At 75.8% G+C, this 23,037-nt stretch carries 22 protein-coding genes; 14 read left to right on the top strand and 8 right to left on the bottom strand.

Annotated elements, in window-relative coordinates:
- The first annotated feature begins 41 nt into the window (after nucleotides 1-41).
- The 4 genes from GC089_RS16050 (at nucleotide 42) to GC089_RS16065 (ending at nucleotide 2,606) form a co-directional block, all read left to right on the top strand.
- Complete coding sequence (locus GC089_RS16050) at nucleotides 42-296, top strand: hypothetical protein (RefSeq protein ID WP_155378481.1); 255 nt, start codon at nucleotides 42-44, stop codon at nucleotides 294-296.
- Nucleotides 293-1,117 (top strand): SDR family oxidoreductase, encoded by an 825-nt coding sequence (locus GC089_RS16055; RefSeq protein WP_155378482.1) that lies wholly within the window; start codon nucleotides 293-295, stop codon nucleotides 1,115-1,117. The genes GC089_RS16050 and GC089_RS16055 overlap by 4 nt, the downstream gene beginning before the upstream one ends.
- A 76-nt stretch (nucleotides 1,118-1,193) precedes the next feature.
- A complete protein-coding gene (locus tag GC089_RS16060) occupies nucleotides 1,194-1,985 on the top strand; it encodes an exodeoxyribonuclease III (RefSeq protein WP_155378483.1) in 792 nt (263 codons plus the stop codon).
- A 6-nt stretch (nucleotides 1,986-1,991) separates the two neighbouring features.
- Nucleotides 1,992-2,606, top strand: a complete 615-nt coding sequence (locus GC089_RS16065; RefSeq protein WP_230684885.1) for a hypothetical protein — start codon at nucleotides 1,992-1,994, stop codon at nucleotides 2,604-2,606.
- Between the two features lie 24 nt (nucleotides 2,607-2,630).
- On the opposite strand, the gene GC089_RS16070 is transcribed toward GC089_RS16065, so the two are convergent.
- The 4 genes from GC089_RS16070 to clpB all read right to left on the bottom strand — a co-directional run bounded on the left by GC089_RS16070 (nucleotide 2,631) and on the right by clpB (nucleotide 6,711).
- Nucleotides 2,631-3,116: a DedA family protein gene (locus GC089_RS16070; RefSeq protein WP_230684886.1), complete on the bottom strand. Its 486-nt coding sequence runs from the start codon at nucleotides 3,114-3,116 to the stop codon at nucleotides 2,631-2,633.
- A gap of 37 nt (nucleotides 3,117-3,153) precedes the next feature.
- Nucleotides 3,154-3,336, bottom strand: a complete 183-nt coding sequence (locus GC089_RS19400) for a hypothetical protein (protein ID WP_230684887.1) — start codon at nucleotides 3,334-3,336, stop codon at nucleotides 3,154-3,156.
- A 92-nt stretch (nucleotides 3,337-3,428) separates the two neighbouring features.
- Nucleotides 3,429-4,070, bottom strand: coding sequence for a UdgX family uracil-DNA binding protein (locus GC089_RS16075; protein ID WP_155378484.1), 642 nt, complete (start codon nucleotides 4,068-4,070; stop codon nucleotides 3,429-3,431).
- Between the two features lie 58 nt (nucleotides 4,071-4,128).
- Nucleotides 4,129-6,711 (bottom strand): ATP-dependent chaperone ClpB, encoded by a 2,583-nt coding sequence (gene clpB / locus GC089_RS16080; RefSeq protein WP_155378485.1) that lies wholly within the window; start codon nucleotides 6,709-6,711, stop codon nucleotides 4,129-4,131.
- Between the two features lie 208 nt (nucleotides 6,712-6,919).
- Between clpB and GC089_RS16085 the strand changes: the two genes are divergently transcribed.
- The 3 genes from GC089_RS16085 to GC089_RS20235 all read left to right on the top strand — a co-directional run bounded on the left by GC089_RS16085 (nucleotide 6,920) and on the right by GC089_RS20235 (nucleotide 8,868).
- Nucleotides 6,920-7,576: a histidine phosphatase family protein gene (locus GC089_RS16085; protein ID WP_155378486.1), complete on the top strand. Its 657-nt coding sequence runs from the start codon at nucleotides 6,920-6,922 to the stop codon at nucleotides 7,574-7,576.
- 282 nt (nucleotides 7,577-7,858) lie between these two features.
- Nucleotides 7,859-8,362, top strand: coding sequence for an alpha/beta hydrolase (locus tag GC089_RS20230; RefSeq protein ID WP_370514024.1), 504 nt, complete (start codon nucleotides 7,859-7,861; stop codon nucleotides 8,360-8,362).
- On the top strand, nucleotides 8,356-8,868 hold the full coding sequence (locus tag GC089_RS20235) for a hypothetical protein (RefSeq protein ID WP_370514025.1): 513 nt from the start codon (nucleotides 8,356-8,358) through the stop codon (nucleotides 8,866-8,868). Before GC089_RS20230 ends, GC089_RS20235 begins: the two co-directional genes overlap by 7 nt.
- A gap of 9 nt (nucleotides 8,869-8,877) precedes the next feature.
- Here the strand turns inward: GC089_RS20235 and GC089_RS16095 are convergent, their stop codons facing one another.
- Nucleotides 8,878-9,912, bottom strand: a complete 1,035-nt coding sequence (locus GC089_RS16095) for a cation diffusion facilitator family transporter (protein ID WP_155378487.1) — start codon at nucleotides 9,910-9,912, stop codon at nucleotides 8,878-8,880.
- Nucleotides 9,913-10,283: 371 nt separating this feature from the next.
- Between GC089_RS16095 and GC089_RS16100 the strand changes: the two genes are divergently transcribed.
- From GC089_RS16100 to GC089_RS16115, 4 genes are all read left to right on the top strand, one after another.
- On the top strand, nucleotides 10,284-10,847 hold the full coding sequence (locus GC089_RS16100; protein WP_155378488.1) for a VOC family protein: 564 nt from the start codon (nucleotides 10,284-10,286) through the stop codon (nucleotides 10,845-10,847).
- Between the two features lie 47 nt (nucleotides 10,848-10,894).
- Complete coding sequence (trmB, locus tag GC089_RS16105; RefSeq protein ID WP_155378489.1) at nucleotides 10,895-11,626, top strand: tRNA (guanosine(46)-N7)-methyltransferase TrmB; 732 nt, start codon at nucleotides 10,895-10,897, stop codon at nucleotides 11,624-11,626.
- Entirely contained in the window at nucleotides 11,623-12,408 is a 786-nt protein-coding gene (locus GC089_RS16110) for a LysR family transcriptional regulator substrate-binding protein (RefSeq protein WP_155378490.1), read from the top strand. Before trmB ends, GC089_RS16110 begins: the two co-directional genes overlap by 4 nt.
- A gap of 135 nt (nucleotides 12,409-12,543) precedes the next feature.
- Nucleotides 12,544-14,136 (top strand): methyl-accepting chemotaxis protein, encoded by a 1,593-nt coding sequence (locus GC089_RS16115; protein WP_230684888.1) that lies wholly within the window; start codon nucleotides 12,544-12,546, stop codon nucleotides 14,134-14,136.
- 91 nt (nucleotides 14,137-14,227) lie between these two features.
- On the opposite strand, the gene GC089_RS16120 is transcribed toward GC089_RS16115, so the two are convergent.
- Nucleotides 14,228-16,711, bottom strand: a complete 2,484-nt coding sequence (locus tag GC089_RS16120; protein WP_155378491.1) for a glycogen/starch/alpha-glucan phosphorylase — start codon at nucleotides 16,709-16,711, stop codon at nucleotides 14,228-14,230.
- Between the two features lie 591 nt (nucleotides 16,712-17,302).
- Here GC089_RS16120 and GC089_RS16125 point away from each other — a divergent pair.
- From GC089_RS16125 to GC089_RS16135, 3 genes are all read left to right on the top strand, one after another.
- Complete coding sequence (locus tag GC089_RS16125; protein ID WP_155378492.1) at nucleotides 17,303-18,988, top strand: cell wall metabolism sensor histidine kinase WalK; 1,686 nt, start codon at nucleotides 17,303-17,305, stop codon at nucleotides 18,986-18,988.
- On the top strand, nucleotides 18,985-19,647 hold the full coding sequence (locus GC089_RS16130; protein WP_155378493.1) for a response regulator transcription factor: 663 nt from the start codon (nucleotides 18,985-18,987) through the stop codon (nucleotides 19,645-19,647). Before GC089_RS16125 ends, GC089_RS16130 begins: the two co-directional genes overlap by 4 nt.
- A gap of 329 nt (nucleotides 19,648-19,976) precedes the next feature.
- On the top strand, nucleotides 19,977-21,200 hold the full coding sequence (locus GC089_RS16135) for an MFS transporter (protein WP_230684889.1): 1,224 nt from the start codon (nucleotides 19,977-19,979) through the stop codon (nucleotides 21,198-21,200).
- Between the two features lie 58 nt (nucleotides 21,201-21,258).
- Here GC089_RS16135 and GC089_RS16140 read toward each other — a convergent pair whose 3' ends face one another.
- A complete protein-coding gene (locus GC089_RS16140) occupies nucleotides 21,259-21,711 on the bottom strand; it encodes a hypothetical protein (RefSeq protein ID WP_155378494.1) in 453 nt (150 codons plus the stop codon).
- The gene (locus GC089_RS16145; RefSeq protein ID WP_196250738.1) at nucleotides 21,708-22,922 is read right to left on the bottom strand and encodes a phosphotransferase; all 1,215 of its coding nucleotides are present in this window, start codon (nucleotides 22,920-22,922) and stop codon (nucleotides 21,708-21,710) included. Before GC089_RS16145 ends, GC089_RS16140 begins: the two co-directional genes overlap by 4 nt.
- Nucleotides 22,923-23,037: the final 115 nt, after the last annotated feature.

Raw genomic sequence — 23,037 nt, forward strand, 5'->3', positions numbered from 1 at the left:
GTCGCGGTGGCACCAGGACGGCACGGACGAGAAGGAGCGGCATGAGCAGGGACGTGACGGGCACGGGCGCGACGGAGCAGGACCCGGCGGAGACCGAGGGGGCCGGGCCGGGCGCCACGCTGGCGGCCGAGCTGGACGACACCGACGGCGGGGCGGAGAACCCGCAGGGCCCCAAGGGCGACGACACGACCTTCGACAGGTCGGGCTCCCCGATCCCGCCCGAGGGCGGGGGCCGGCGCGACCAGCAGGGCGACGACCCGGAGGTGGCGCCCGACCAGTCGGTCGGTGACGCATGAGCGCGCAGCCCGACGCCACCGAGGGCGCACGCCCGCGGCGCGTCCTTGTCACCGGCTCGGACTCGGGCATCGGCAAGGCCACCGCGGTCGCGCTCGCGGACGGCGCCGAGCACGTGACGATCACGTGGCACGAGGACGAGGCGGGCGCGCGGTCCACCGCCGAGGAGGTCGAGGCGGCCGGTGCGCAGGCGCACGTGGTGTACCTCGACCTCGGCGACCCGCAGGCGGCCGCACCCGTGGTGGACGAGGCGATCCGGGCGATGGGCGGGGTCGACGCGGCGGTGCTGAACGCGGGCACGGGCACCTCCACGCTGCTGCTGGACACGACGTTCGAGGACTGGCGGCACGTGCTGTCCGTCGACCTCGACGGCGCGTTCGTCTGCCTGCAGGCCGCGGCGCGGCACATGGTCGAGCAGGGCACGGGCGGACGGGTCGTCGCGATCACGAGCGTGCACGAGCACGCGCCCCGCGTCGGCTCGGGCGCGTACTGCGCCGCCAAGGGCGGTCTGGGGCTGCTCGTGCAGGTGGCGGCCCTCGAGCTCGCCGAGCACGGCATCACGGTCAACGCGGTCGCGCCCGGCGAGATCGCGACGCCCATGACGGGCCAGGAGGACGAGACGCCCCTGGAGGGCAAGCACCGGCCGGGCATCCCCGTGGCGCGTCCGGGCGACGCGCGCGAGATCGCCGCGGTCGTCCGCTTCCTGTGCGGCCCCGAGGCGGGGTACGTCACCGGGGCGTCCTGGCCGGTGGACGGCGGGATGCTGCGGATGGGCCCGATGGCCGGCTCGCACATGACGTCGGACGACTGGCGCCGCCCCTGACCACTCCCCCGCGGGCAGGACGCACGGCCGTTGCCGGCGCCGGGGCTGTCCCCCGGCGCCGGTAGCGTTCCGTCCCGTGCGGGTGGCTTCCTGGAACATCAACTCGGTGCGGGCGCGGTGCGAGCGCGCGGTCGCCTTCCTCGAGCGGTCGGGCGTGGACGTGCTCGCGCTGCAGGAGACGAAGGTCAAGGACGAGGCGTTCCCGCGGGAGCCGTTCGAGGCCCTCGGGTACGAGGTCGCCACGCACGGGTACTCGCAGTGGAACGGCCTGGCGATCGTCTCGCGCGTGGGGATCGCCGACGTCGAGACGTCCTTCCCCGGGCAGCCCGCGTGGGGCGACCCGCCCGTGGTCGAGGCGCGCGCGCTGGGCGCGACCTGCGGCGGCGTGCGGGTGTGGAGCCTGTACGTGCCGAACGGCCGCGAGATCGGCGACCCGCACTACACGTACAAGCTCGAGTGGCTCGCGGCCCTGCGCGACGCGGCGCAGAAGTGGCTCGTCGACGACCCGGCCGCGCAGACCGCGCTCGTCGGCGACTGGAACATCGCCCCGCTCGACACCGACGTGTGGGACATCGAGCGGTTCGCCGGCCGCACGCACGTGACGCCCGCCGAACGTGACGCGTTCCGCGCGTTCGCCGAGGCCGGGTGGACCGAGGTCACCCGCACGCACGTGCCCGCCGAGCACACGTACACGTACTGGGACTACCAGCAGCTGCGCTTCCCGCGGAACGAGGGCATGCGGATCGACCACGCGATCACGACCCCCGCGCTCGCCGCGCGGGTCACGGACGTGACGTTCGTGCGCGACGAGCGCAAGGGCAGGCAGCCCTCCGACCACGTGCCCGTCGTCCTCGAGATCGCGGACTGACGCCCCGTGGACACGACCCGCCCGGGCGGCCCCGACGACGCGCCCGAGCACGGGCCGATCGAGGACCCGAACCCGCCGACGCACTACGCCGAGGGCTGGGACGCCGTGCCCCGCCCGGGGGCGGGCCGGCCCCGGCTGAGCGGCCGCCGGCTGCGCCTCGTCGCCGGCGTCGCCGTCACGCTGGCGGTCGTGGTCGGCGGGTCGCTCGTGGTCACCCGGTTCGTCGACGAGGCGCGCACGCGCCCCCTGCCGCCGGACGTCACCGAGCCGGTCGACGCCTGGTCGGTCCAGCTCGTCACCGGCTCCTGCCTCGCCGAGCTGCCGCCCGACGGCGAGGTCGGGCGCGTGCGCGTGGTGCCGTGCGCGCAGCAGCACGAGGCGCAGGTGATCGGCGAGTACGGCTTCGACCCGGACGCCCTGTGGCCCGGTCAGGAGGCGGCGCACGCTCGGGTGGCGCGCTCGTGCGTGCTCACCGAGGAGGAGGCGGCGGCAGGTGTCGAGGTCGTGACGTGGGCGCCGACCGAGGCGGGCTGGCGCGACGGTGACCGGTCCGGCCTGTGCCTCGCGGTGCCGCCGGAGCCCGTCACCGGCTCGTCGTCGAGCGTGCCGCAGGAGGGGTGAGCCGGGGCCGCAGCGCCCGGCGGGTCAGACGGCTCCCTCACCGGCGTGCCGGCGGCGCTCGCCACGGGCACCCGTGCGGTCCCACACGAACTTGCCGACGACCACCACGATCGCCACGTAGACGGCGTAGTTGAGCCAGTCGCTGTACCGGCCGACGTCCTCCCACTGCGCACCCAGCAGGTAGCCCGCGAGCACGAGACCGCCGTTCCACACGGCCGACCCGAGCAGCGTGAACAGCGTGAACTTCCAGAACGGCATGCGCTCGACGCCGGCCGGGATCGAGATCAGGCTCCGCACGACCGGCACGCACCGGCCGATGAGCACGGCCGCACCGCCGTGCCGCTCGAACCAGCCCTCGGCCTTGTCGAGGTCGGAGGCCTCCATGAGCGGGATCTTCTGCATCCAGCGGCGGATCCGGTCGCGCCCGACCCAGTACCCCAGGCCGTAGAGCACCCACGCGCCCAGCACCGCGCCGATGACGGCCGCCGCGATCGCCCACCCCAGCGGCATGTCCCCTGCGACGCGACGTACCCGGCGACCGGCAGGATCACCTCGGACGGGATCGGCGGGAAGAGGTTCTCCAGCGCGACGAGCAGGCCGACCCCACGGGGCCCAGCGACTCGATCACGCTCACCACCCAGCCGGCCAGACCGGTCAGCTCGGTGCCGCCGGCGGCGGCGAGCACGGACGTCGTCGGGGCGCTGGCCAGGGCGGCGGCGTGGTGGACCATCCCGTCGATGCTGCCACGGGGGTGTGCCGGTCGCGCGTGGGCCTTCCCCCGGGTCGGTGCTCGGGCGGTCCCGAGCGGGGGCGGGACGACGGTCAGCCGGCAGCGGCGCCCGCCGCCACGCGCAGGTCGTCGACGATCGCGGCCGTGGCCGCCTCGCGCTCGGCGCGCTCGCGCAGACGCAGCACGGACGACGGGTGCGCCGTGACGACGACGGCCCGCCCGCCGGCGTCGAGGACGCGCCCACGCTCCGTGCCGACCGCGACCGTGCGTCCCAGCACCCCGCGGGCGGCCGTCGCGCCGAGCGCGACGACGACGCGCGGTCGCACGGCGGCGATCTCCGCCTCGAGCCAGGGCACGCACGCGCGCAGGTGCGTGACCAGCGGGGTCTTGTGGATCCGCCGCTTGCCGCGCTGCTCGAACCGGAAGTGCTTGACCGCGTTCGTCACGTACACCTGCTCCGGGTCGAGCCCGGCGGCGGCCAGGGCCTCGTGCAGCACCCGGCCGGCGGGCCCGACGAACGGCTCCCCCGCCAGGTCCTCCTTGTCGCCGGGTTGCTCACCGACCAGCATCACGGCGGCTTGCGCGGGCCCCTCGGAGAACACGACCTGCGTCGCCGGCGCCCACAGCTCGCAGCCGCGGCACGCCGGTGCGGCGTCCCGCAGCGCGTCCACGTCGCCGCCCTCGGGCACCCAGTGCTGCGCGCCCGGCCGGTCCACGTCGTCCGTCGTCGCCATGCCCCCAGGCTGCCCACCCCGGGCCCCGCCCGCTCGGCGAGCGAGGCCCGGGCGGACGTCAGCGGGTGGCCTTGAGCGTCAGGCCGCCCTCGCCGAGGTCGACGTGCACGGTGTCGCCGTCGCGGACGTCGCCCGCGAGCAGCGACCGCGCCAGCCGGTCGCCGATCTCCTTCTGCACCAGCCGGCGCAGCGGACGCGCGCCGTACGCCGGGTCGTACCCCTCGATCGCGAGCCACTCGCGCGCGCCGGGCGTGACCTCGAGCGTGAGGCGGCGGTCCTCCAGGCGGCGGGCCAGCAGCCCGACCTGCAGGTCCACGATGGAGCCGATCTGCTCCAGGCTCAGCGGGTCGAAGACGACGACGTCGTCGAGCCGGTTGAGGAACTCCGGCTTGAACGCGGTGCGCACGGCGCCCATGACGGCGTCGCGCTTCGCGCCCTCGTCGAGCAGCGGGTCGACGAGGAACTGCGACCCCAGGTTCGACGTCAGCACGAGGATGACGTTGCGGAAGTCGACCGTGCGCCCCTGGCCGTCCGTCAGGCGGCCGTCGTCGAGCACCTGCAGCAGCACGTCGAACACCTCGGGGTGCGCCTTCTCGACCTCGTCGAGCAGCACGACCGAGTACGGCCGACGCCGCACGGCCTCGGTGAGCTGGCCGCCCTCCTCGTAGCCGACGTACCCCGGGGGCGCCCCGACGAGCCGGGCGACGGAGTGCTTCTCGCCGTACTCGCTCATGTCGATGCGCACCATGGCGCGCTCGTCGTCGAACAGGAAGTCCGCGAGCGCCTTCGCGAGCTCGGTCTTGCCGACGCCGGTGGGGCCGAGGAACAGGAACGAGCCCGTCGGGCGGTCGGGGTCCGAGACACCGGCCCGGGCGCGGCGCACCGCGTCGGAGACCGCCGCGACGGCCGCCTTCTGGCCGATCAGGCGCTCCCCGATGACCTCCTCCATGCGCAGCAGCTTCTGCGTCTCGCCCTCGAGCAGCCGGCCGGCGGGGATGCCGGTCCACGCGGCCACGACCTCGGCGACCTCGTCCGGGCCGACCTTCTCGGCGATCATCGGCGCCTCGGTCGGCTCGGCCTCGGAGGCCTCCGCCGCGGCGATCTCCTTCTCGACCGCCGGGATCTCGCCGTAGAGCAGGCGGCCGGCCGTGGCGAGGTCGCCCTCGCGCTGGGCACGGTCCGCGTCGGCACGCAGCTGGTCGAGGCGCACGCGCAGGTCGCCGACCCGGTTGCGGCCGCCCTTCTCCTTCTCCCACCGGGCGTTGAGCGCGGCGAGCTCCTCGCGGCGGTCCGCCAGGTCGGCGCGCAGCCGCGCGAGACGGTCCTGCGAGGCCGGGTCGTCGGCGGTGGCGAGGAACTGCTCCTCCATCTCCAGACGCGTGACGGCACGCTGCAGCTCGTCGATCTCCACCGGGGACGAGTCGAGCTCCATGCGCAGGCGCGAGGCGGCCTCGTCGATCAGGTCGATCGCCTTGTCGGGCAGCTGGCGTCCGGTGATGTACCGGTCGGACAGCGTCGCCGCCGCGACGATCGCGCCGTCGGAGATCTCCACGCGGTGGTGCGCGGCGTACCGCTCGCGCAGGCCGCGCAGGATCGCGACGGTGTCCTCGACCGAGGGCTCGCCGACGAACACCTGCTGGAACCGCCGCTCGAGCGCCGGGTCCTTCTCGATGCGCTCGCGGTACTCGTCGAGCGTCGTCGCGCCCACCAGGCGCAGCTCGCCGCGGGCCAGCATGGGCTTGAGCATGTTGCCCGCGTCCATGGCGCCCTCGCCGCCGGCGCCCGCGCCGACGACCGTGTGCAGCTCGTCGATGAACGTGACGACCTGCCCCTCGGACGCCGTGATCTCGGCGAGCACGGCCTTGAGGCGCTCCTCGAACTCGCCGCGGTACTTGGCGCCCGCGACCATCGACGCCAGGTCGAGCGAGACGAGCGTCTTGTCGCGCAGCGACTCCGGCACGTCGCCGGCGACGATGCGCTGCGCGAGCCCCTCGACGACGGCCGTCTTGCCGACGCCGGGCTCGCCGATGAGCACGGGGTTGTTCTTGGTGCGGCGGCTGAGCACCTGGATGACGCGGCGGATCTCCGCGTCGCGGCCGATGACGGGGTCGAGCCTGCCCTCGCGCGCCCGCTGGGTCAGGTCGACGCCGTACTGCTCGAGGGCCTTGTACGTGCCCTCGGGGTTCGGCGTGGTGACCCGGGCGCTGCCGCGCACCGACGGGAGCGCGGCGACGAGCGCGTCGCGTGACGCCCCGGCAGCACGCAGCGCGTCGGCGACGCCGGACTGCCCGGCGGCGAGCCCGATGAGCAGGTGCTCGGTCGAGACGTAGTCGTCGCCCAGGCTGCGGGCCTCCGCGTTGGCGGCCTCGAGCGCGGCGGCGGTCTGCCGCGACGCGCTGGGCTGCGCCACCGTCGAGCCGCTGGACGAGGGCAGGTTGACGAGGATGCCGCGCACGGCACGGCCGAGCGCGGTGCGGTCGGCACCGACCGCGTCGAGCAGCCCGTTCGCGACGCCACCCTCCTGCTGCAGCAGCGCGTTGAGGACGTGCGCCGGCTCGAGCTGCGGGTTGCCGGCCGCGCTCGCCTGCTGGATCGCGTCGCCGAGTGCCTCCTGCGACCGCGTGGTGAACTTCGCGTCCACGTGACCTCCCTGTGCGGGACCCCCCGCACGTCGTCGTTTCTCCTGACGTCCTCAACGGATCGCAGACTTGAGTCTATTCCGCTCAACTCTGCTCACCACTGCTGGCGCGGGCCGACGTCCACGCGTCACCGGACCGTCGCGTCGGCGTCGCCCGGCCGACACCCGCCCTGCCTAGCGTCCCCGTGACACCAGGAGAGGAAGGGCACCGATGACCCTCACGCTGACGCTCGTCCGGCACGGGCGCACCCACTTCAACGCGCGGCGCATCCTGCAGGGACGCTGCGACTCGCCCCTGACCCGCCCCGGACGCGAGGGCGTGCGCACGACCGCGCGGTACCTCGCCGACGTGCCGTTCACCGCGGCGTGGGCGTCGCCGTCCGGGCGCGCCGTGACGACCGCGGTCGAGCTGCTGCGGCACCACCCCGACGTGCCGCTGCGCACCGACCCGGACCTGCGCGAGTACCACTTCGGCATCTACGAGCAGAAGCCCGAGTCGACGCTCGACGGCGTCGTCGCGTGGTCCGACCTCGTCACCGACGTGCTCGCCGGCACGCACCCGGGCCTGCCGGGCGGGGAGCACGCGGCCGACTTCATGGGCCGCACGCGCGCCGTGTTCGCACGCATCGCCGCCGAGCACCCGGAGGGGCACGTGCTCGTCGTCGGGCACGGGCTGGCGCTCGGCGCGTACCTGGCGACGGTCGACCCGGTGGGCCTCGTCCCGCTGCCGAACGCGTCGGTGTCGACCGTCGAGATCGAGCCGGACGGCACGGCGCGCATCACGCAGCTCGCGCTCGACGTCGCCGGCCAGGGCCACGTCGCGGCGCGCCCCATGACGCAGCCGACCCCGGTCCCGTCGGTCGCCTGAGGCCGCACCACCCGCGGACCGCCGCCTGCTCGTCCCCGGCCCTCCGGGGGGCCACGGCCGGGGACGAGCAGGCCGGCACCGCGCAGCACGCCGCCGCACGGGTCCGCACCGTGGGACGCCACCGGCCGCGACCCCGTGATCGGGCGCGTCATCGCGGCGACGACGCGCCGGATCACGGGGTCGTCGCCCGCCCTGTCCCGACGGGCGGACGCCCCGGCGTGGACGACGCGCGGGCGGGGGACGCCGGCGCGGTCGGCAGCGCCGGGTGGCAGCATCGGCGCCGTGGACGACGACGCCGTGGGACCGCCCGAGACCGACGACGTGCTGGGCGCCGGCTGGGTCGCACGCACCCTGCCGCTGCGCCCGGACGCGCTGTCCCGGCGCGGTGCGCCCGACCCGGTCGCGACGCTCGTGCACCGGCGTCCCGACGCGGCGCCGGACACGGCCACGGACCTGGCCCCGCCGCGGCCCCGCACGGCCGTGCTGTACCTGCACGGGTTCGTCGACTACTTCTTCCACCCGCACGTCGCGGCAGCGCTGGCCGAGGACGGCTACGACCTGTGGGCGCTCGACCTGCGTGACTACGGCCGCTCGATCCGGCCCGGCCGCCCCGCCAACGAGATCACCGACCTGGCCACGTACACCGAGGAGATCGACACCGCGGTGCGCCTGCTGCGCGGGACGCACGAGCGGGTCGTCGTGCTCGCCCACTCGACCGGGGGCTGGTCGCGGCGCTGTGGGCGGACGCGCGCCGGGGCCTCGGGCTCGTCGACGCGCTCGTGCTGAACTCGCCGTGGCTCGACCTGCGCGGCAGCCGCCTCGAGCGGACCGTGCTCACGCAGGTGCTCGACGTCGTCGGCGGGGTCGCACCGCGGCTCGTCGTGTCGCACCTGGGGCGGCACTACGGCGAGGCGCTGCACGCGGCCACCGGCGGGGAGTGGGACTACGACCTCGCGTGGAAGCCGCACGGGTTCGCGGTGCGGGCGGGCTTCGTGCGCACGGTGCGGCGCGGTCACGCACGTGTCGCCCGCGGGCTCGCCGTCGACTGCCCCGTGCTCGTCCTGGCGTCCGACGCCGCCGGCCCCGACGACCGCCGCCACGACGCCCTGCTCACGACGGACTCCGTGCTCGACCCGGCCCAGATCGCCGCCCGCGCGCCGCTGCTGGGGCCGGACGTGACGTTCGTGCAGGTGTCGGGCGGCGCGCACGACCTCGCGCTCTCGCCCGCGCCGGCCCGCGAGCGCTACCTCGAGGAGGTCCGCCGCTTCCTCGCCGCGCGCCTGGGCGGCTGACGGGGGCGCTCAGCCGTCCGCCGGGACGAGCGCGGGCTCCTCCGGCTCGGCGAGCGACAGCACGGCGCCGACGACGCCGGGGACGTCGCGCGTGCGCCGCTCGACGAGCGCGAGCACGTGCGCGGCCTCGTCCTCCACCGGGTTGCCGGCCAGGTCCACCGCACCGACGAGGAACACGCGGCGGGCACCGACGAACTCGAGCCGCAGGCTCGTCACGCGCGCCACCTCCGGCATCGCGAGCAGCCGGCGCAGAGCCGCGTCGCGCAGCCCCGGGTCGACCGCCTCCCCGACGAGGAAGCGCAGGTTGCGCGCGATGAGGACGAGCGCGACGACGGCGAGCAGCACCCCGACCAGGATCGAGCCGACCGCGTCGGGCACCGGCGAGCCCGTCACCTGGTGCGCGGCGATGCCGGCCGCGGCGATGACGATGCCGACGAGCGCGGCGGCGTCCTCGAAGAAGACCGCCCGCACGGTCGGGTCGGACGTGGCGAGCACCTGCTCGACGAGCCCGCGGTGGCGGCGTCGCGCGTCCCCCCGCGACTGCCGCCACGCCTGCGCGAACGAGACGCCCTCGAGCACGAACGCGATCGCGAGCACGACGTACGCGACGACGAACGAGCCCGCGGGCTCGGGGTGCACCAGCTCCTGGATCCCGTGCGTGACGGACACGCCCGCGCCGACGCCGAACAGCCCGATCGCGGCGAACAGCGACCACACGTAGACCTCGCGCCCGTGCCCGAGCGGGTGCGCGGCGTCCGCGGCCCGCTCGCCGCGGCGGTGCGCGATGAGCAGCAGCACCTCGTTGCCGGCGTCCGCCCACGAGTGCGCCGCCTCGGCGAGCATCGACGCGGCGCCGGTGACGACCGCCGCGACCGACTTCGCCACCGCGATGAGCACGTTGGCCGCGAGCGCGAGCGCGACCGTCAGCAGCGACTCCCCGCCGCCGGCACCCTCGTCCCCGGCGAGCCCCTCCCGGTCGTCGCTCCGCCCGGACGCGCGGGCGGGGTCGGGGGCCGTGGTCCGCCGGTCGGGCGTGGACGTCATGCGTCCGGCGTAGCACAGCGCCGGCGGCGCCGCGTCCCGAGGACGACGACCGGCGTGATGCGGACGGGCGTCCGAGATGGTTGGCTGTGCCGCGGTCCGGCCCCGGGTGCCGGGGCGGCCAGGACGAGAGGCGGCACGACGCGCATGACGGTTCACGACAGCTCCTGGCCCGCCGGCGTCCCGGCGTGGGCCGACATCACGGTGCCGGACCTCGCCGCCGCGCAGCGGTTCTACGGCGGCCTGCTCGGCTGGGAGTTCTCGGAGCCCCGCGCGGAGGCGGGGGCTACGTCACGGCGTCGGTCGACGGGCACCGGGTCGCGGGCCTGCTCGCGGCCGAGGGGGCCGAGGCGGGTGCGGCGGCGGCGTGGTGCGTGTACCTCGCGGCCGACGACGTGACGCTCGCGGTCGGGCACGCGGTCGCCGCCGGCGCGCAGCTGCTCGCCGGGCCGATGACCGTGCTCGGCCTGGGCGACGTCGCCGTGCTCGCGGACCCCGCGGGGGCGGTCGTCGGCCTCCACCAGCCGGGCGCGCACACGGGCTGGGACGTCACGGACGAGCCCGGCGCCTTCGTGTGGGCCGAGCAGATGTCGCACCGCCCGGACCTGTCCCGCCGGTTCTACACGGACCTGTTCGGGTACGAGCAGACGGACATGAGCGCACCGGACTTCACGTACACCTCCCTCGCCGTCGGAGGGACCCCGGCCGTCGGCGTGGGCGGCTACGGCGCCGGCGTCGGCGCGGACGTCCCCGCGGCGTGGACCTGGTACGTCGCGGTGACGGACGCCGAGGAGGCCGCGCGGCGCGTGCCGGAGGTCGGCGGCGCCGTCGTCAGCGGCCCGGAGGACACCCCGTACGGCCGGCTCGTCCTGGCGCAGGGGCCGGCCGGCGAGGTCGTCGCGCTGCTCGAGCAGGCACCGCCGGAGGTCGTCGCCTGACACGGGCGGCGGCGGGCCCGGCCGCGCCGCCGCGTAGCCTGGTGACCGTGCGCCAGGCGGAGGACGTGTTCACGCACCGCGCGTCGCGGGCGCACGAGCCCCTGCGCACGTTCCACCCGCGCCGCGCCGCGCTCGGACGCGACCGCGCCGACGCGCTCGACCGGCTGTTCCCCCGCTGGGGGTTCTCGGTCGACGACGAGCGGGCCGCACCGCCGCGCACCGCGGACGGCCTGCTCGACACCGCCGCGCTGTTCGGGCGCACCGCGCCGCTCGTGCTCGAGATCGGCTCCGGCATGGGCGACGCCACGGCGGCGATGGCCGCCGCCGACCGCGACCGGGACTGGCTCGCCGTCGAGGCGCACCTGCCGGGCGTCGCCGCGCTGCTGGTCCTGGTGGAGCGGGAGGGGCTGACGAACGTGCGTGTGGCGCACGGCGACGCGCTGCGCCTGCTGCGGGCGTCCGTCGCCCCCGGCTCGCTCGACGCGGTGCACGCGTTCTTCCCCGACCCGTGGCCCAAGGCGCGGCACCACAAGCGACGCCTGGTCCAGCCGGCGCACGTCGACCTGGTGCGCGACCGGCTCCGCGTGGGCGGCACGTTCCACGTCGCGACCGACTGGGCGGACTACGCCGCGCAGGCGGCGGAGGTCCTCGCCGCCGACCCGGCGCTCGAGGGCGGCGTGGTGCCCCGCCCGGCGCACCGCCCGGTCACCCGCTTCGAGCAGCGCGGCCTCGACCTCGGACACCAGGTCACCGACCTCGTCGTGCGGCGCGTGCGATGAGGCTGCTCCTCGTCCCCGGGGTCTCGCCGGACCGCTGGGCGCGCGTGTGGGCGCAGCGCGTGCCCGACGAGCCGCTCGACGTCGTGCGCGCGGCACCGGCCGGTGCGGCCGCCGCCGTGCTCGCGGGGGACGTGGACGCGGCGGTGCTGCGGCTGCCCCCGGACCCGGCGCCCGGCCTGTCGTCTCCCGGCCCCTCGTCGCCGGACCTGCCGCCGCCCGGCCTGCCGTCGCCGGTGCCGAGCACGCGCGACGGGTGGGCGGTCGTGCCGCTGTGGGAGGACCGCGCGGTCGTCGTCGTGCCGCGCGAGCACCTCTTCACCGTCGTCGACGCCGTCGACCTCGACGACCTGCGCGCGGAGCCCCTGCTCGTGCCCGCCGACGACGTGCTCGGTGCGGAGGCGGCCGTCGGGGCCGCCGAGGTCACGCAGGTGCCCGACACGCCCACGGCGCTCGACCTCGTCGCGTCCGGCGCGGGCGTCGTCGTCCTCCCCCACGCGCTCGCGCGCGAGCACGGCGACACGCGGTTCGCCGTCCGCGACGTGCCCGAGGTGCCGGCCTCGCGCGTCGCGCTCGTGTGGCACCGGGACGCCGAGCACCCGCTCGTGCAGGAGCTCGTGGGCATCGTGCGCGGCCGCACGGCGGGCAGCTCGCGGGGCGACGTCGCCGCACCGCCGGCCCCGGCCGCGCCGGCGGTCGCCGGCCGGGGCACGTCCCCGCGGACGCCGCGCACCGGCACGCGCGGCGCTCGTCCCGCCCGTGGCCGTGGACGTCGCGCGCGCTGACCAGCATCACGCACGGACGCGACCGGCACGCCCGACCGGGTGACGACGCCCCGTCGGCGGCCGTCACCGGCCGCGGACCTCTCAGGACCGGGCGTCCGCGGCCGACCGGAGGGCACGGACCCGCACGCCGACCCAATGGAGGATCCCGTGCTGCGCCTCAAGGCCCTGCCCATCCGTCTGCGGATGATCGCCCTCGTCGTGCTGACCGCGCTGGCGCTCGCGCTCCTGACCGTGGTGGCGGTGGCCGGCGTCGAGAGACGCATCACCGCCGAACGCACGACCGCCACCCAGCACGTCGTCGAGTCCGCGCTGGGGGTCGTGGAGCACTACGGCACCCTCGCCGACCGCGGCGACCTCACCACCGAGGAGGCGCAGGCGCTCGCGCTCGAGGCCCTCGGCGGCTTGCGGTACGCCGGCGAGGAGTACTTCTGGGTCAACGACATGCACCCGACGATGCTCATGCACCCGTTCAAGCCCGAGCTCGACGGCCAGGACCTGACCGAGCACGAGGACCCCGACGGGCTGCGCCTGTTCGTGACGATGGTCGACGTCGTCGAGGCCGACGGCGCGGGCACCGTCCGCTACCAGTGGCCCAAGCCCGGGATGGACGAGCCGCAGCCGAAGGTGTCGTACGTCGCGGGGTACGAGCCGTGGGGCTGGGTCGTCGGCTCCGGCATCTACGTGGACGACGTCCGCGCGGCGGCGGTCGCGGACACCGTGCCGATCGTGCTCGTCGCGCTCCCCGCGCTCGTGCTGCTCACCGTCCTCGGCCTGGCCGTGTCCCGCTCCATCACCCGTCCGCTGCGCCGCGCGACGGACGCGCTCGCCTCGGGCGACCTGCACGCACGCCTCGACACGGGCAGCGGTCGCACCGAGCTCGACCGGCTCGCCGCCGCCCTCAACGCGACGCTCGACCGCACCGCGGCGGCGACGACCGAGGTGAGCGCGTCGGCGGAGGCCGTCACCGGTGCGGTGAGCACGCTGCTGGGGTCGAGCGAGTCGCTCTCGGAGGACGTGCAGGACTCCGCGGCCCAGACCCGGCAGGTCGTGGCGAGCGCACGGCAGGCGGCCGACCGCATCGACGCCGTCGCGGCGGGGGCGCACCAGATGGACGCGTCCATCGGGGAGATCTCGCGCAACGCGACCGAGGTGTCCGCCGTGGTGCGGGAGGCCGTGCAGGTCGCGGACCGCACCGCGCGCACCGTCGAGGAGCTGGGCGCGTCCTCGGCGCGGATCGGCTCCGTGGTCAAGGTCATCAGCGGCATCGCGGAGCAGACGAACCTGCTGGCGCTCAACGCGACGATCGAGGCCGCGCGGGCGGGCGAGTCGGGCCGCGGGTTCGCGGTCGTCGCCGGCGAGGTCAAGGAGCTCGCCCAGGAGACCGCCCGCGCGACGGGCGAGATCGCGGGCCAGGTCGAGGCGATCCAGGACGCGGTCGGGCGCGCGGTCGACGAGATCGCGCGGATCGGCGACGCCGTGCGACGCGTCGAGGACCACCAGACGACGATCGCGGGTGCGGTCGAGGAGCAGTCGGTGACGACGGCGTCCATGGCCGCCGCCGTCGCCGAGGCGGCGACCGAGGGACGCGACATCGAGCAGGGCGTCGGTGTCGTCGAGGAGGCGCAGCGCCGGTCCCTGGGCAGCATCGCCACGATCCGCGGCGCCGCGGACGAGCTGCGGACCACCGCGGACCGCCTGCACGAGTCGGTGCTGGCGCTGCGGGGCTGACACCGGGCCCCGACGGCCACGGGCCCCCGCCGACCGGCTGGTCGGCGGGGGCCCGTGCGTGTGCGGCCCGTGCGTGCGCCGCCCGCGCGCCTCAGCGCGCGAGGACCGGCTGCGTGTGCCAGATGCGGTCGATGTAGTCCCACATCGACCGGTCGGAGGAGAAGAAGCCGGAGCGGGCCACGTTGAGGATCGCCGAGCGCGTCCACGCCTCCGGGTCGCGGTAGGCGGCGTCGACGCGGTCCTGCGCCTCGAGGTACGACGCGAAGTCCGCGAGCACGAGGAAGCGGTCCTCGGTGAGCAGGTTGGACACGACCGGGGCGAAGCACTGCCGGTCGCCGTCCGCGAACGCGCCGGACGCGACGAGGTCGATCGCGCGGCGCAGCGTCGGGTTCTCCTCGTAGTACCGCGAGGGCTGGTACCCGGCCGCCTGCACCTGCTCCACCTCGGGCTCGGTGAGGCCGAAGAGGAAGAAGTTCTCGTCGCCGACGAGCCGGCGGATCTCGACGTTCGCGCCGTCGTCCGTGCCGATCGTCAGGGCGCCGTTGAGCGCGAACTTCATGTTGCCCGTGCCGGACGCCTCCTTGCCGGCGAGGGAGATCTGCTCCGAGAGGTCCGCGGCCGGGATGAGCTTCTCCGCGAGCGTCACGTTGTAGTTCGGCGGGAACACGACCGTCAGCGCGCCCTGCACGCGAGGGTCGGCGTTGACGGTCCGGGCCACGTGGTTGATGAGGCCGATGATCTGCTTGGCCATCGTGTAGCCGGGCGCGGCCTTGGCGCCGAACGCGAAGACGCGCGGCTGGATCGAGGCGGGGTCGAGCTCGCCGGTCGTGATGCGCTCGTACAGCGAGACGACGTGCAGCAGCTTGAGGGTCTGGCGCTTGTACTCGTGCAGGCGCTTGACCATCACGTCCAGCATCGCGTCGGTGCGCAGCGTGATGCCGTCGCGGCGCTCGAGCACGTCCGCCAGGCGCTGCTTGTTCGCCGCCTTGACCGCGCGGAACCGCTCGCGGAACTCGGCGTCGTCGGCCAGCGGCTCCATCTCCCGCAGCCGCTCGAGGTCCGTCAGCCAGCCGGGGCCGATCGCGTCGGTGACGAGGTCCGACAGCGCGGGGTTGGCGAGGCGGATGAAGCGGCGCGGCGTGACGCCGTTCGTCACGTTGGTGAACTTGTCCGGCCAGACCTCGGCGAAGTCGGGCAGGACGTTGTCGCGCAGCAGCTGCGAGTGCAGCTCGGCGACGCCGTTGACCTTCGAGCCCGCGATCGTCGCGAGGTACGCCATGCGCACGGACCGCTCGGGGTGCTCGGCGATGATCGACATGCGGCGCAGCCGCGGCTCGTCGTTCGGGAACCGCTCGCGCACCTGGGCGAGGAACTCCTCGTTGATGCGGTAGATGATCTCGAGGTGCCGCGGCAGCAGGCGGCCGAGCAGGTCGACCGACCACACCTCGAGGGCCTCGGGCAGCAGCGTGTGGCAGGTGTACGCGAAGCACTGCTGCGTGACGGCCCAGGCCTCGTCCCACGCGAACTTCTTCTCGTCGACGAGGATGCGCATGAGCTCCGGCACCGCGATGACGGGGTGCGTGTCGTTGAGCTGGAACACGATCCGCTCGGGCAGCCGGTGCAGGTCGAAGCCCGCGGGCAGGACGTTGTCGACGAAGTCGCGGATCGAGCACGCGACGAAGAAGTACTGCTGCTGCAGGCGCAGCTCCTTGCCCTGCGGCGTGGAGTCCTCGGGGTACAGGACCTTGGAGATGTTCTCCGCGAACGTCTGCGCGCGCACCGCCTCGGCGTAGTCGCCGGAGTTGAAGATCTGCAGGTCGAACGCCCGCGTCGCCCGCGCGCTCCACAGGCGCAGCGTGTTCACGCGCCCGTTCTGGTACCCGGGGACCATGTAGTTGTAGGGCACGCCCAGCACGTCCCACGCCGGGTTCCAGCGGGTGCGCTCGACGCCGTCCTCGTCGGTGTACGTCTCGGTCGACCCGCCGAAGTGCACGGTGACCGCGTGCTCGGGGTGCGGGAACTCCCACGGCGCGCCCAGCTCCAGCCACGTGTCCGGCTGCTCCACCTGCCAGCCGTCGACGAACGTCTGGCGGAAGATGCCGTACTCGTAGCGGATGCCGTAGCCGATGCAGGGCACGCTCATCGTCGCGAGCGAGTCGACGAAGCACGCCGCGAGGCGCCCGAGACCGCCGTTGCCGAGGCCGGGCTCGACCTCCTGCTCGCGCAGCGTGGCCAGGTCGATGCCGAGCGAGCCGAGGCCCTCCTCGACGATCTCCGCCATGTCGGTCGCGATGAGCGCGTTGTCGAGCTGCCGGCCCAGCAGGTACTCGGCGGACAGGTACGCGACGGCCTTGGACTGCGCCTCCATCTGGCGGCGGACCGTCTCCAGCCAGCGCGCCATGAGGTACTGGCGGACCGTGCGCGCGAGCGCGAGGTACTGGTCGTTGACGTTGGAGCGCGCCAGGGTCACGCCCTGCCCGAAGTGCAGCTCGCGGAGGAACTCCTTCACGAAGCCCTCGACGGAGTGCTGGGGGGCGGTCACGGGTGCGGTGCCGTTGACACGGTTCTCAGTCACTTGCGCAACGCTAGACGGCCGCCGGGGGTTGGGCCAGGCCGGTGGTCCCTGCGGTCCCGGGACGGATCGGGACGTCCCGGCACGATCGGCGCGTCCTGCCCGGCGTGTCGGCCCGTCCCGGCCCGTCGCGGGCAGCGCGCGACGCCGAGACTCTCATCCACGTCTCATCCGGCGGCGGCATCCTCGTCCGCGGAGCGGACCCGGGACGGGCCGCGGGGCGCAGCGCGCGAGCGCGCGGGGACGGAGGACGGGCATGGGCCGACGCGGCGTGGTCGCGCTCGTGGGCGCCGTCGTGCTCGCGCTCGCCGGCTGGCTCGTCACGCGCGCCGCCGCCGCGCCACCGGCGGACACCGGCCTCGGCGAGGTCGTCGTCGTGACCACCACGCCGGCGCCCGCGACCCCGGACCCCGGCGTGGGTGGTCCCGGCACCGCACCGGCGTCCCCAGCACCCCCGCCCCGGCACCGACGCCGACCGCGGTCGCCCCGGCGCCGCCCCAGCCCGCCCCGCGGACGACGACGGCGACGACGACGGGGACGACGACGGCGACGACGACGCGGGTGACGACGAGGACGACGACGCGGGTGCCGACGATGACTGACGCCACCGGCCGGCGCCCGCCGGCCCTGCCGCCGCGCCGCGCCGCACGACCGGTGCCGCCGCCGTCCGCCGTCGAGACGACGCTGCCGCTGCCGGCGGTCGACGTCGCGCCCCGACCCCCGACACCGCCGACGCCCGAGGGGCCTGCGGCACCCGCACCGTCCGCGGAGCCGGAGCGCCGGGTCGTCACCGTCCGCGTCCGCGTGCTCGCGGCCGTCCTCGCCGCGACCTGCGCCGCGCTCGCCGTGTCCGGCTGGGTCGCGGCGCTGCTCGGCGGCGCCCGCGTCGACGCGCGCATCGACGACGACCTGCGGCGCAACGCCGAGCAGGTCCGGCTGCTCGCCGCCGACGGGGTGGACCCGCAGACGGGCGGGCCGTTCGCGTCGGCGCACGAGCTCGTCGTCACCGCGATGTCCCGCACGGTCCCCGCGCGCACCGAGGGCATGCTCGCCCTGCAGGACGGCGCCGTGACCGTCGTCGCCGCGGACTCGGTGGTGCTGCGGCCGGAGGACGACGCCGAGCTGGTCGCCCGTCTCGCCGACCCCGCGCTGACCGCGAGCGCGCGCCTGCTCAGCGTCCCGACCGCGGTCACCGACTGGCGGGTCGCGGTGATCCCGGTGCGCCCCGCCGACGCGACGACGGCCGCCGACGGCACGACCGTGCTCGTCCTCGCCTACGACCGGACCGCTGAGCGCGGGGCGTTCGTCGGCATCTTCGGCACCTACGCCGCCGTCGCGGCGGTCGCGGCCGCGCTCGTCGCGGTGGTGGGGTGGGTCGTGGCCGGACGCCTGCTGCGCCCCGTGCGCCTGCTCGGGCGCACGGCGCGCAGCATCACCGACACCGACCTGTCGGCGCGGCTGCCCGTGCGCGGCAACGACGACGTGGCCGAGCTGACCCGCGCGTTCAACGCGATGCTCGACCGGATCCAGGCGGCCGTCGGCGCCCAGCGGGCGCTCCTGGACGACGTGGGCCACGAGCTGCGGACGCCGCTGACGGTCGTGCGGGGGCACGTCGAGCTCATGGACACCGCCGACCCGGCCGACGCGCAGGAGACGCGCGAGCTGGTGCTCGACGAGCTGGACCGCATGGGCCGCCTGATGGACGACCTGCTCACGCTCGCGACGGTCGGCAGCCCGGACTTCGTGCGGTTCGCGCCGCACGACGTCGGCGCGCTCACCGACACGGTCTCCGGCAACGTGCGCCCGCTCGGCCGGCGGCGGTGGGGCGTCGAGGCGCGGGCCGAGGGCACCGCGCTCGTCGACGCGCAGCGCCTGACGCAGGCGTGGCTGCAGCTCGCGGCGAACGCCGTGAAGTTCTCGGACGAGGGGTCGACGATCCTGCTGGGCTCGCGCGTGGTGGACGACCACCTCGAGCTGTGGGTGACCGACGAGGGCGTCGGCATCGCCCCCGCCGACGTCGGCCGCGTCTTCGAGCGGTTCGCGCGGGCGGACGAGGACGACGAGCGGCCGGGCGCGGGCCTCGGGCTCGCCATCGTCGCGGCCATCGCGCACGCGCACGGCGGTACCGCGGACGTCGTGTCCACCCCCGGCCGGGGCTCGACGTTCACCGTCCGCGTGCCCCTCGCCGGCCCGCCGTCCGGCGCCACCCCGGGACCGGCCGCCGTCCCGACCGCCGCTGCCCCGACCGCCGCTGCCCCGACCTCCGGAGGGACGCCGTGACCCAGATCCTCGTGGCCGAGGACGAGACCCGCATCGCCCGCTTCGTCGCGAAGGGGCTCAAGGCCGCCGGGTACGGCAGCACCACCGTCGCGACCGCGCGCGAGGCGCTGGACCTCGCCGCGAGCGGGGAGTTCGACCTGCTCGTGCTCGACCTCGGCCTCAAGGGCGGCGACGGCCTGGCGGTCCTGCGCCGGCTGCGCGAGCACGGCAGCCGCATGCCGGTCATCATCCTCACCGCGCGCTCGACGGTCCGGGACGTCGTGGCGGGGCTCGACGAGGGCGCCGACGACTACATGGCCAAGCCGTTCACGTTCGAGGAGCTGCTGGCGCGCATCCGCGTGCGGCTGCGCACCGACCCCGCCGACGAGCCGACCGTGCTGCGCGCCGGCGACCTGTCCCTGGACCTCAGGACCCGGCGCGCGGGCGTCGGCGACCGCGAGGTCGACCTGTCGGCGCGCGAGTTCGGGCTGCTCGAGGCGTTCCTGCGGCACCCGGGCCAGGTGCTCAGCCGCGAGCAGCTGCTGTCGCAGGTGTGGGGGTACGACTTCGACCCGTCGTCGAACGTCGTCGACGTCTACGTGCGCTACCTGCGCGGCAAGGTCGGCGCCGACCGGGTCGAGACCGTGCGCGGCATGGGCTACCGCCTGGCGGCGCGCTGACCGACCCGTGCCGGGCGGCGCCGGCGGGTACGAAAGCCCGTGACAGCGGGGGCGGTCCGCACCAGGGTGGGGTCGTCCGACGCCCACCCGATGAGTTCGCGCCCGGGCGGTCTGCACCACCGACACCCCACGCACCCCGCCGGAGGACCTCCCGTGTCTGCCCCACGCCCGGACCCGACCCCGCGGACCAGCCGACCGGCACGCCCCCGGACGCCACGTCCGGCGGCGGGTCCCCCGACGCCCCGGCCGGCGACGCGCACGTCGACGTCGCGCTGGCGGACGCACCGCTGACCGAGGCCGAGCGGCCGCGGTGGCGGCGCGACGTCACGGTGTTCCTCGCGGGTCAGACGTCGTCGCTGCTCGGCTCGATGCTGGTCCAGTACGCGATCATGTGGCACCTCACGCTCGAGACGCGGTCCGGCGCCGTCATGGCGCTGTACGCCGTGTTCGGGTTCCTGCCGCAGGCCGTCGTCTCCGTGTTCGGCGGCGTCTGGGCCGACCGGCACGACCGCAAGAAGCTCATCATCGGCGCCGACGCGACGATCGCCGCGAGCACGCTCGCCCTGGCCCTGCTCATGCTGTCCGGCTACGACGAGCTGTGGCTGCTCTACCTGGTCGCCGCGATCCGCTCGGCCGGTGCGGGCATCCAGACCCCTGCGGTGTCGTCGCTGCTGCCGCAGGTCGTGCCGACCGAGAAGCTCATGCGGGTCAACGGCATCAACCAGACGATCCAGTCCGCGATGATGCTCGTCGCCCCGGCCGTGGCTGCCGGGCTGTACGCGTCCGCCTCGATCGAGACGATCTTCTTCGTCGACGTCGTCACCGCGCTGATCGGCATCGGCCTGCTCGCCCTGGTGCCCGTCCAGCGGCTGGTGCGCACCGACCAGGTCGCGGGCGTCCGGGGCTACGTCGCGGATCTCGTCGGCGGCGTGCGGTACGTCGCCACGCACGCCTTCGTGCGGTGGGTGCTGCTGCTGTGGGGCGTCGTGTTCGTGCTCATCGTCGCGCCGTCGTTCCTCACCCCGCTCATGGTCGTGCGCACGTTCGGCGACGAGGTGTGGAAGCTGACGGTCAACGAGCTCGCGTTCAGCGTCGGCATGCTGCTCGGCGGCATCGCGGTCGCGGCGTGGGGCGGGCTGCGCAACCGCATCGCCATGGTCGTCGGCACGACCGCACTGTTCGCGCTGTTCAACATCGGGCTCGGCGTCTCGACGAACCTGTGGGTGTTCTTCGCCTTCATGTTCCTCATCGGCCTCGGCGTCCCGTTCTTCTCGACGCCGACGATGACCGTGCTGCAGGAGAAGGTCGAGCCCGAGCGGCAGGGCCGCGTGTTCGGCTTCGTCGGCATCGTCATGGCGGTCGCGATGCCGCTCGGCATGTCGGTGTTCGGGCCGCTGGCCGACCGGTACAGCGTCGAGTCGCTGCTGGTCGCGGCCGGCGTCGCGCTGCTGCTCGTCGTCGTCGTGGCCGTCGCGCTGCCGTCCGGACGCCGGGCGATGGCGGAGGCCGACGCCGACGCGGCGACACCGGCCGTGGAGGACGCCCGGGTCTGACCCGGTGCACGTGCGCCGCCCGCGGGGGGTCGGGCGGCGCACGTGCGGTCCGGGGGTGTCAGCCCGCCGAGGGGGCCGACGGCGCGCTGGCCGGGCTGGGCGGCGTCTGCGGGCTGACGGGGCTCGCCGGGGACGCGGGGCTGGCGGGGCTGGCCGGGCTGGCGGTGCTCGCCGCCGTCCGCGGCGACGGCGCGCTGACGGCCGTCACCGTGGTGACCTGGCTGCCCGGCACGACGTTCGTCGGGTCGGCCGGCGGCGCGACGACCGCGTCGGCCGGTGCGGGCACCGGGGCTGCGGGCGCGGCCGGGGTGCTCGCCGAGCCGGGCACGGGCGCCGCGGACGGCGTGGCGGGCGAGCCGGGCACGGCCGCACCGGTCGGGGCGGCCGTGGGCGCGATCGTCACGGCGGGCAGCGGGGCGTCGTCCCCGGCGGCGGCGGCCGCGGACGCGGCGGCCACGCCGCCGATCCCGATGGCGCCGGACACGAGCCAGACGGCGGTGTTCCTCTTCACGATGCTCTCCTCTCGGTGGTGCCGGGGGCCGGCACCGGGACGCCCCGGACGGGGCGGGGGACGAGGTCCCGCGCGAGCAGCGCCCACGCACGGACCAGGTGCTCCGCCGGCCGGCTCGCGGCCAGCGAGAGCAGGACGGCGGCGGCACGCGCCCGCAGGCCGACCGGGTCGACGACCCGGTCCGCCTCACGCAGCAGCGCGTCGCGCCAGCCGGGCACCGCGCGGTACCCGGGGTCGAGGGTCGGCAGGACGCTCGTGTGCGCGAGCAGGCACGCGAGGTCGTCCACCAGCAGGCCGGGCCCGAGCGTGTCGACGTCGACGAGGCCGAGGCCGGTCGCCCCGTCCCACCACAGGTTGGCCGGGTGCAGGTCGCCGTGGGTGACGCCGGCCGGACCCGGGTCGGTCACGGCGACGGCCGCGTGCACGGCGTCGGCGGTCCACCGGACGACGTCCGCGAGGTCCGGCGCGTGGTCGACGAGCGCCGCGACGTACTGCTCGAGCCGCGCGCTCCACGGCGGCCGGGCGGGCAGCGCGTCCGCCGGGACGGCGGCGACGCGGCTCAGCAGCTCGAGGACCGCGCCCGGGTGCGGGGCGTCGCCGGCCATCAGGTGGTCGGCGAGCGGGCGCCCGGCCGCGGACCCGAGGACGACGAGCCCCGGCGTGTGCGCGACCGTGGCGGGCACCGGCACGTCGACCCCGCGCAGCAGCGCCAGCCGCGTGACGAGGCCCGTCGAGCGGTCCGCGCGCAGCACCTTGGCCCAGCGGTCGCCCGTGTCGGTGCCGGCGGCGAGGACCGCGCGGCGCAGCGGCCGGTACGCCACCGTGCGCAGGGCCGTGACGCGGGTCGCGTCCCCCGCGCCAGCGAGCACGCCCGCGAGCAGGTCCGGCGTGCTCGCCGTGCGCAGGGCCGGCAGCGCCGGGTCGTCGGGGTGGGCCCACACCGCGAGCGCGGCGTCGCCGACCCGCACGCGTGCCACGCCGGGCCCGTCGACGTCGGCCGTCGTGACCGTGAGGTGGTGCGTGACCGGCTCCGCCGCCGGTGCGCCCGCGGGCCGGGTGCCGACGACGTAGCCGACGCTCGTCTCCGCCCCCGGGCGGGCGTGCACGGCGTCACGTCCCCACCGCTCCACGCGCAGGCCCGCGGGCTCGAGCACCGCGGCCAGCACGTCGCCGGCGGCGGGGCCCAGGAGCACGCGCTCGGTCGTCGTCATGGCAGCCATCCGACCCGGTGCGGGTGGGGCCCGCGTGACACCCGGATGAGAGGGTTGTCATGTGCGTGCGGACGACGGGCCAGGTGCTGCCCGGCCCGCGCACGGGCGCCCCGCG

This window comes from Cellulomonas sp. JZ18, assembly GCF_009720485.1.
Lineage (GTDB): Bacteria > Actinomycetota > Actinomycetes > Actinomycetales > Cellulomonadaceae > Cellulomonas.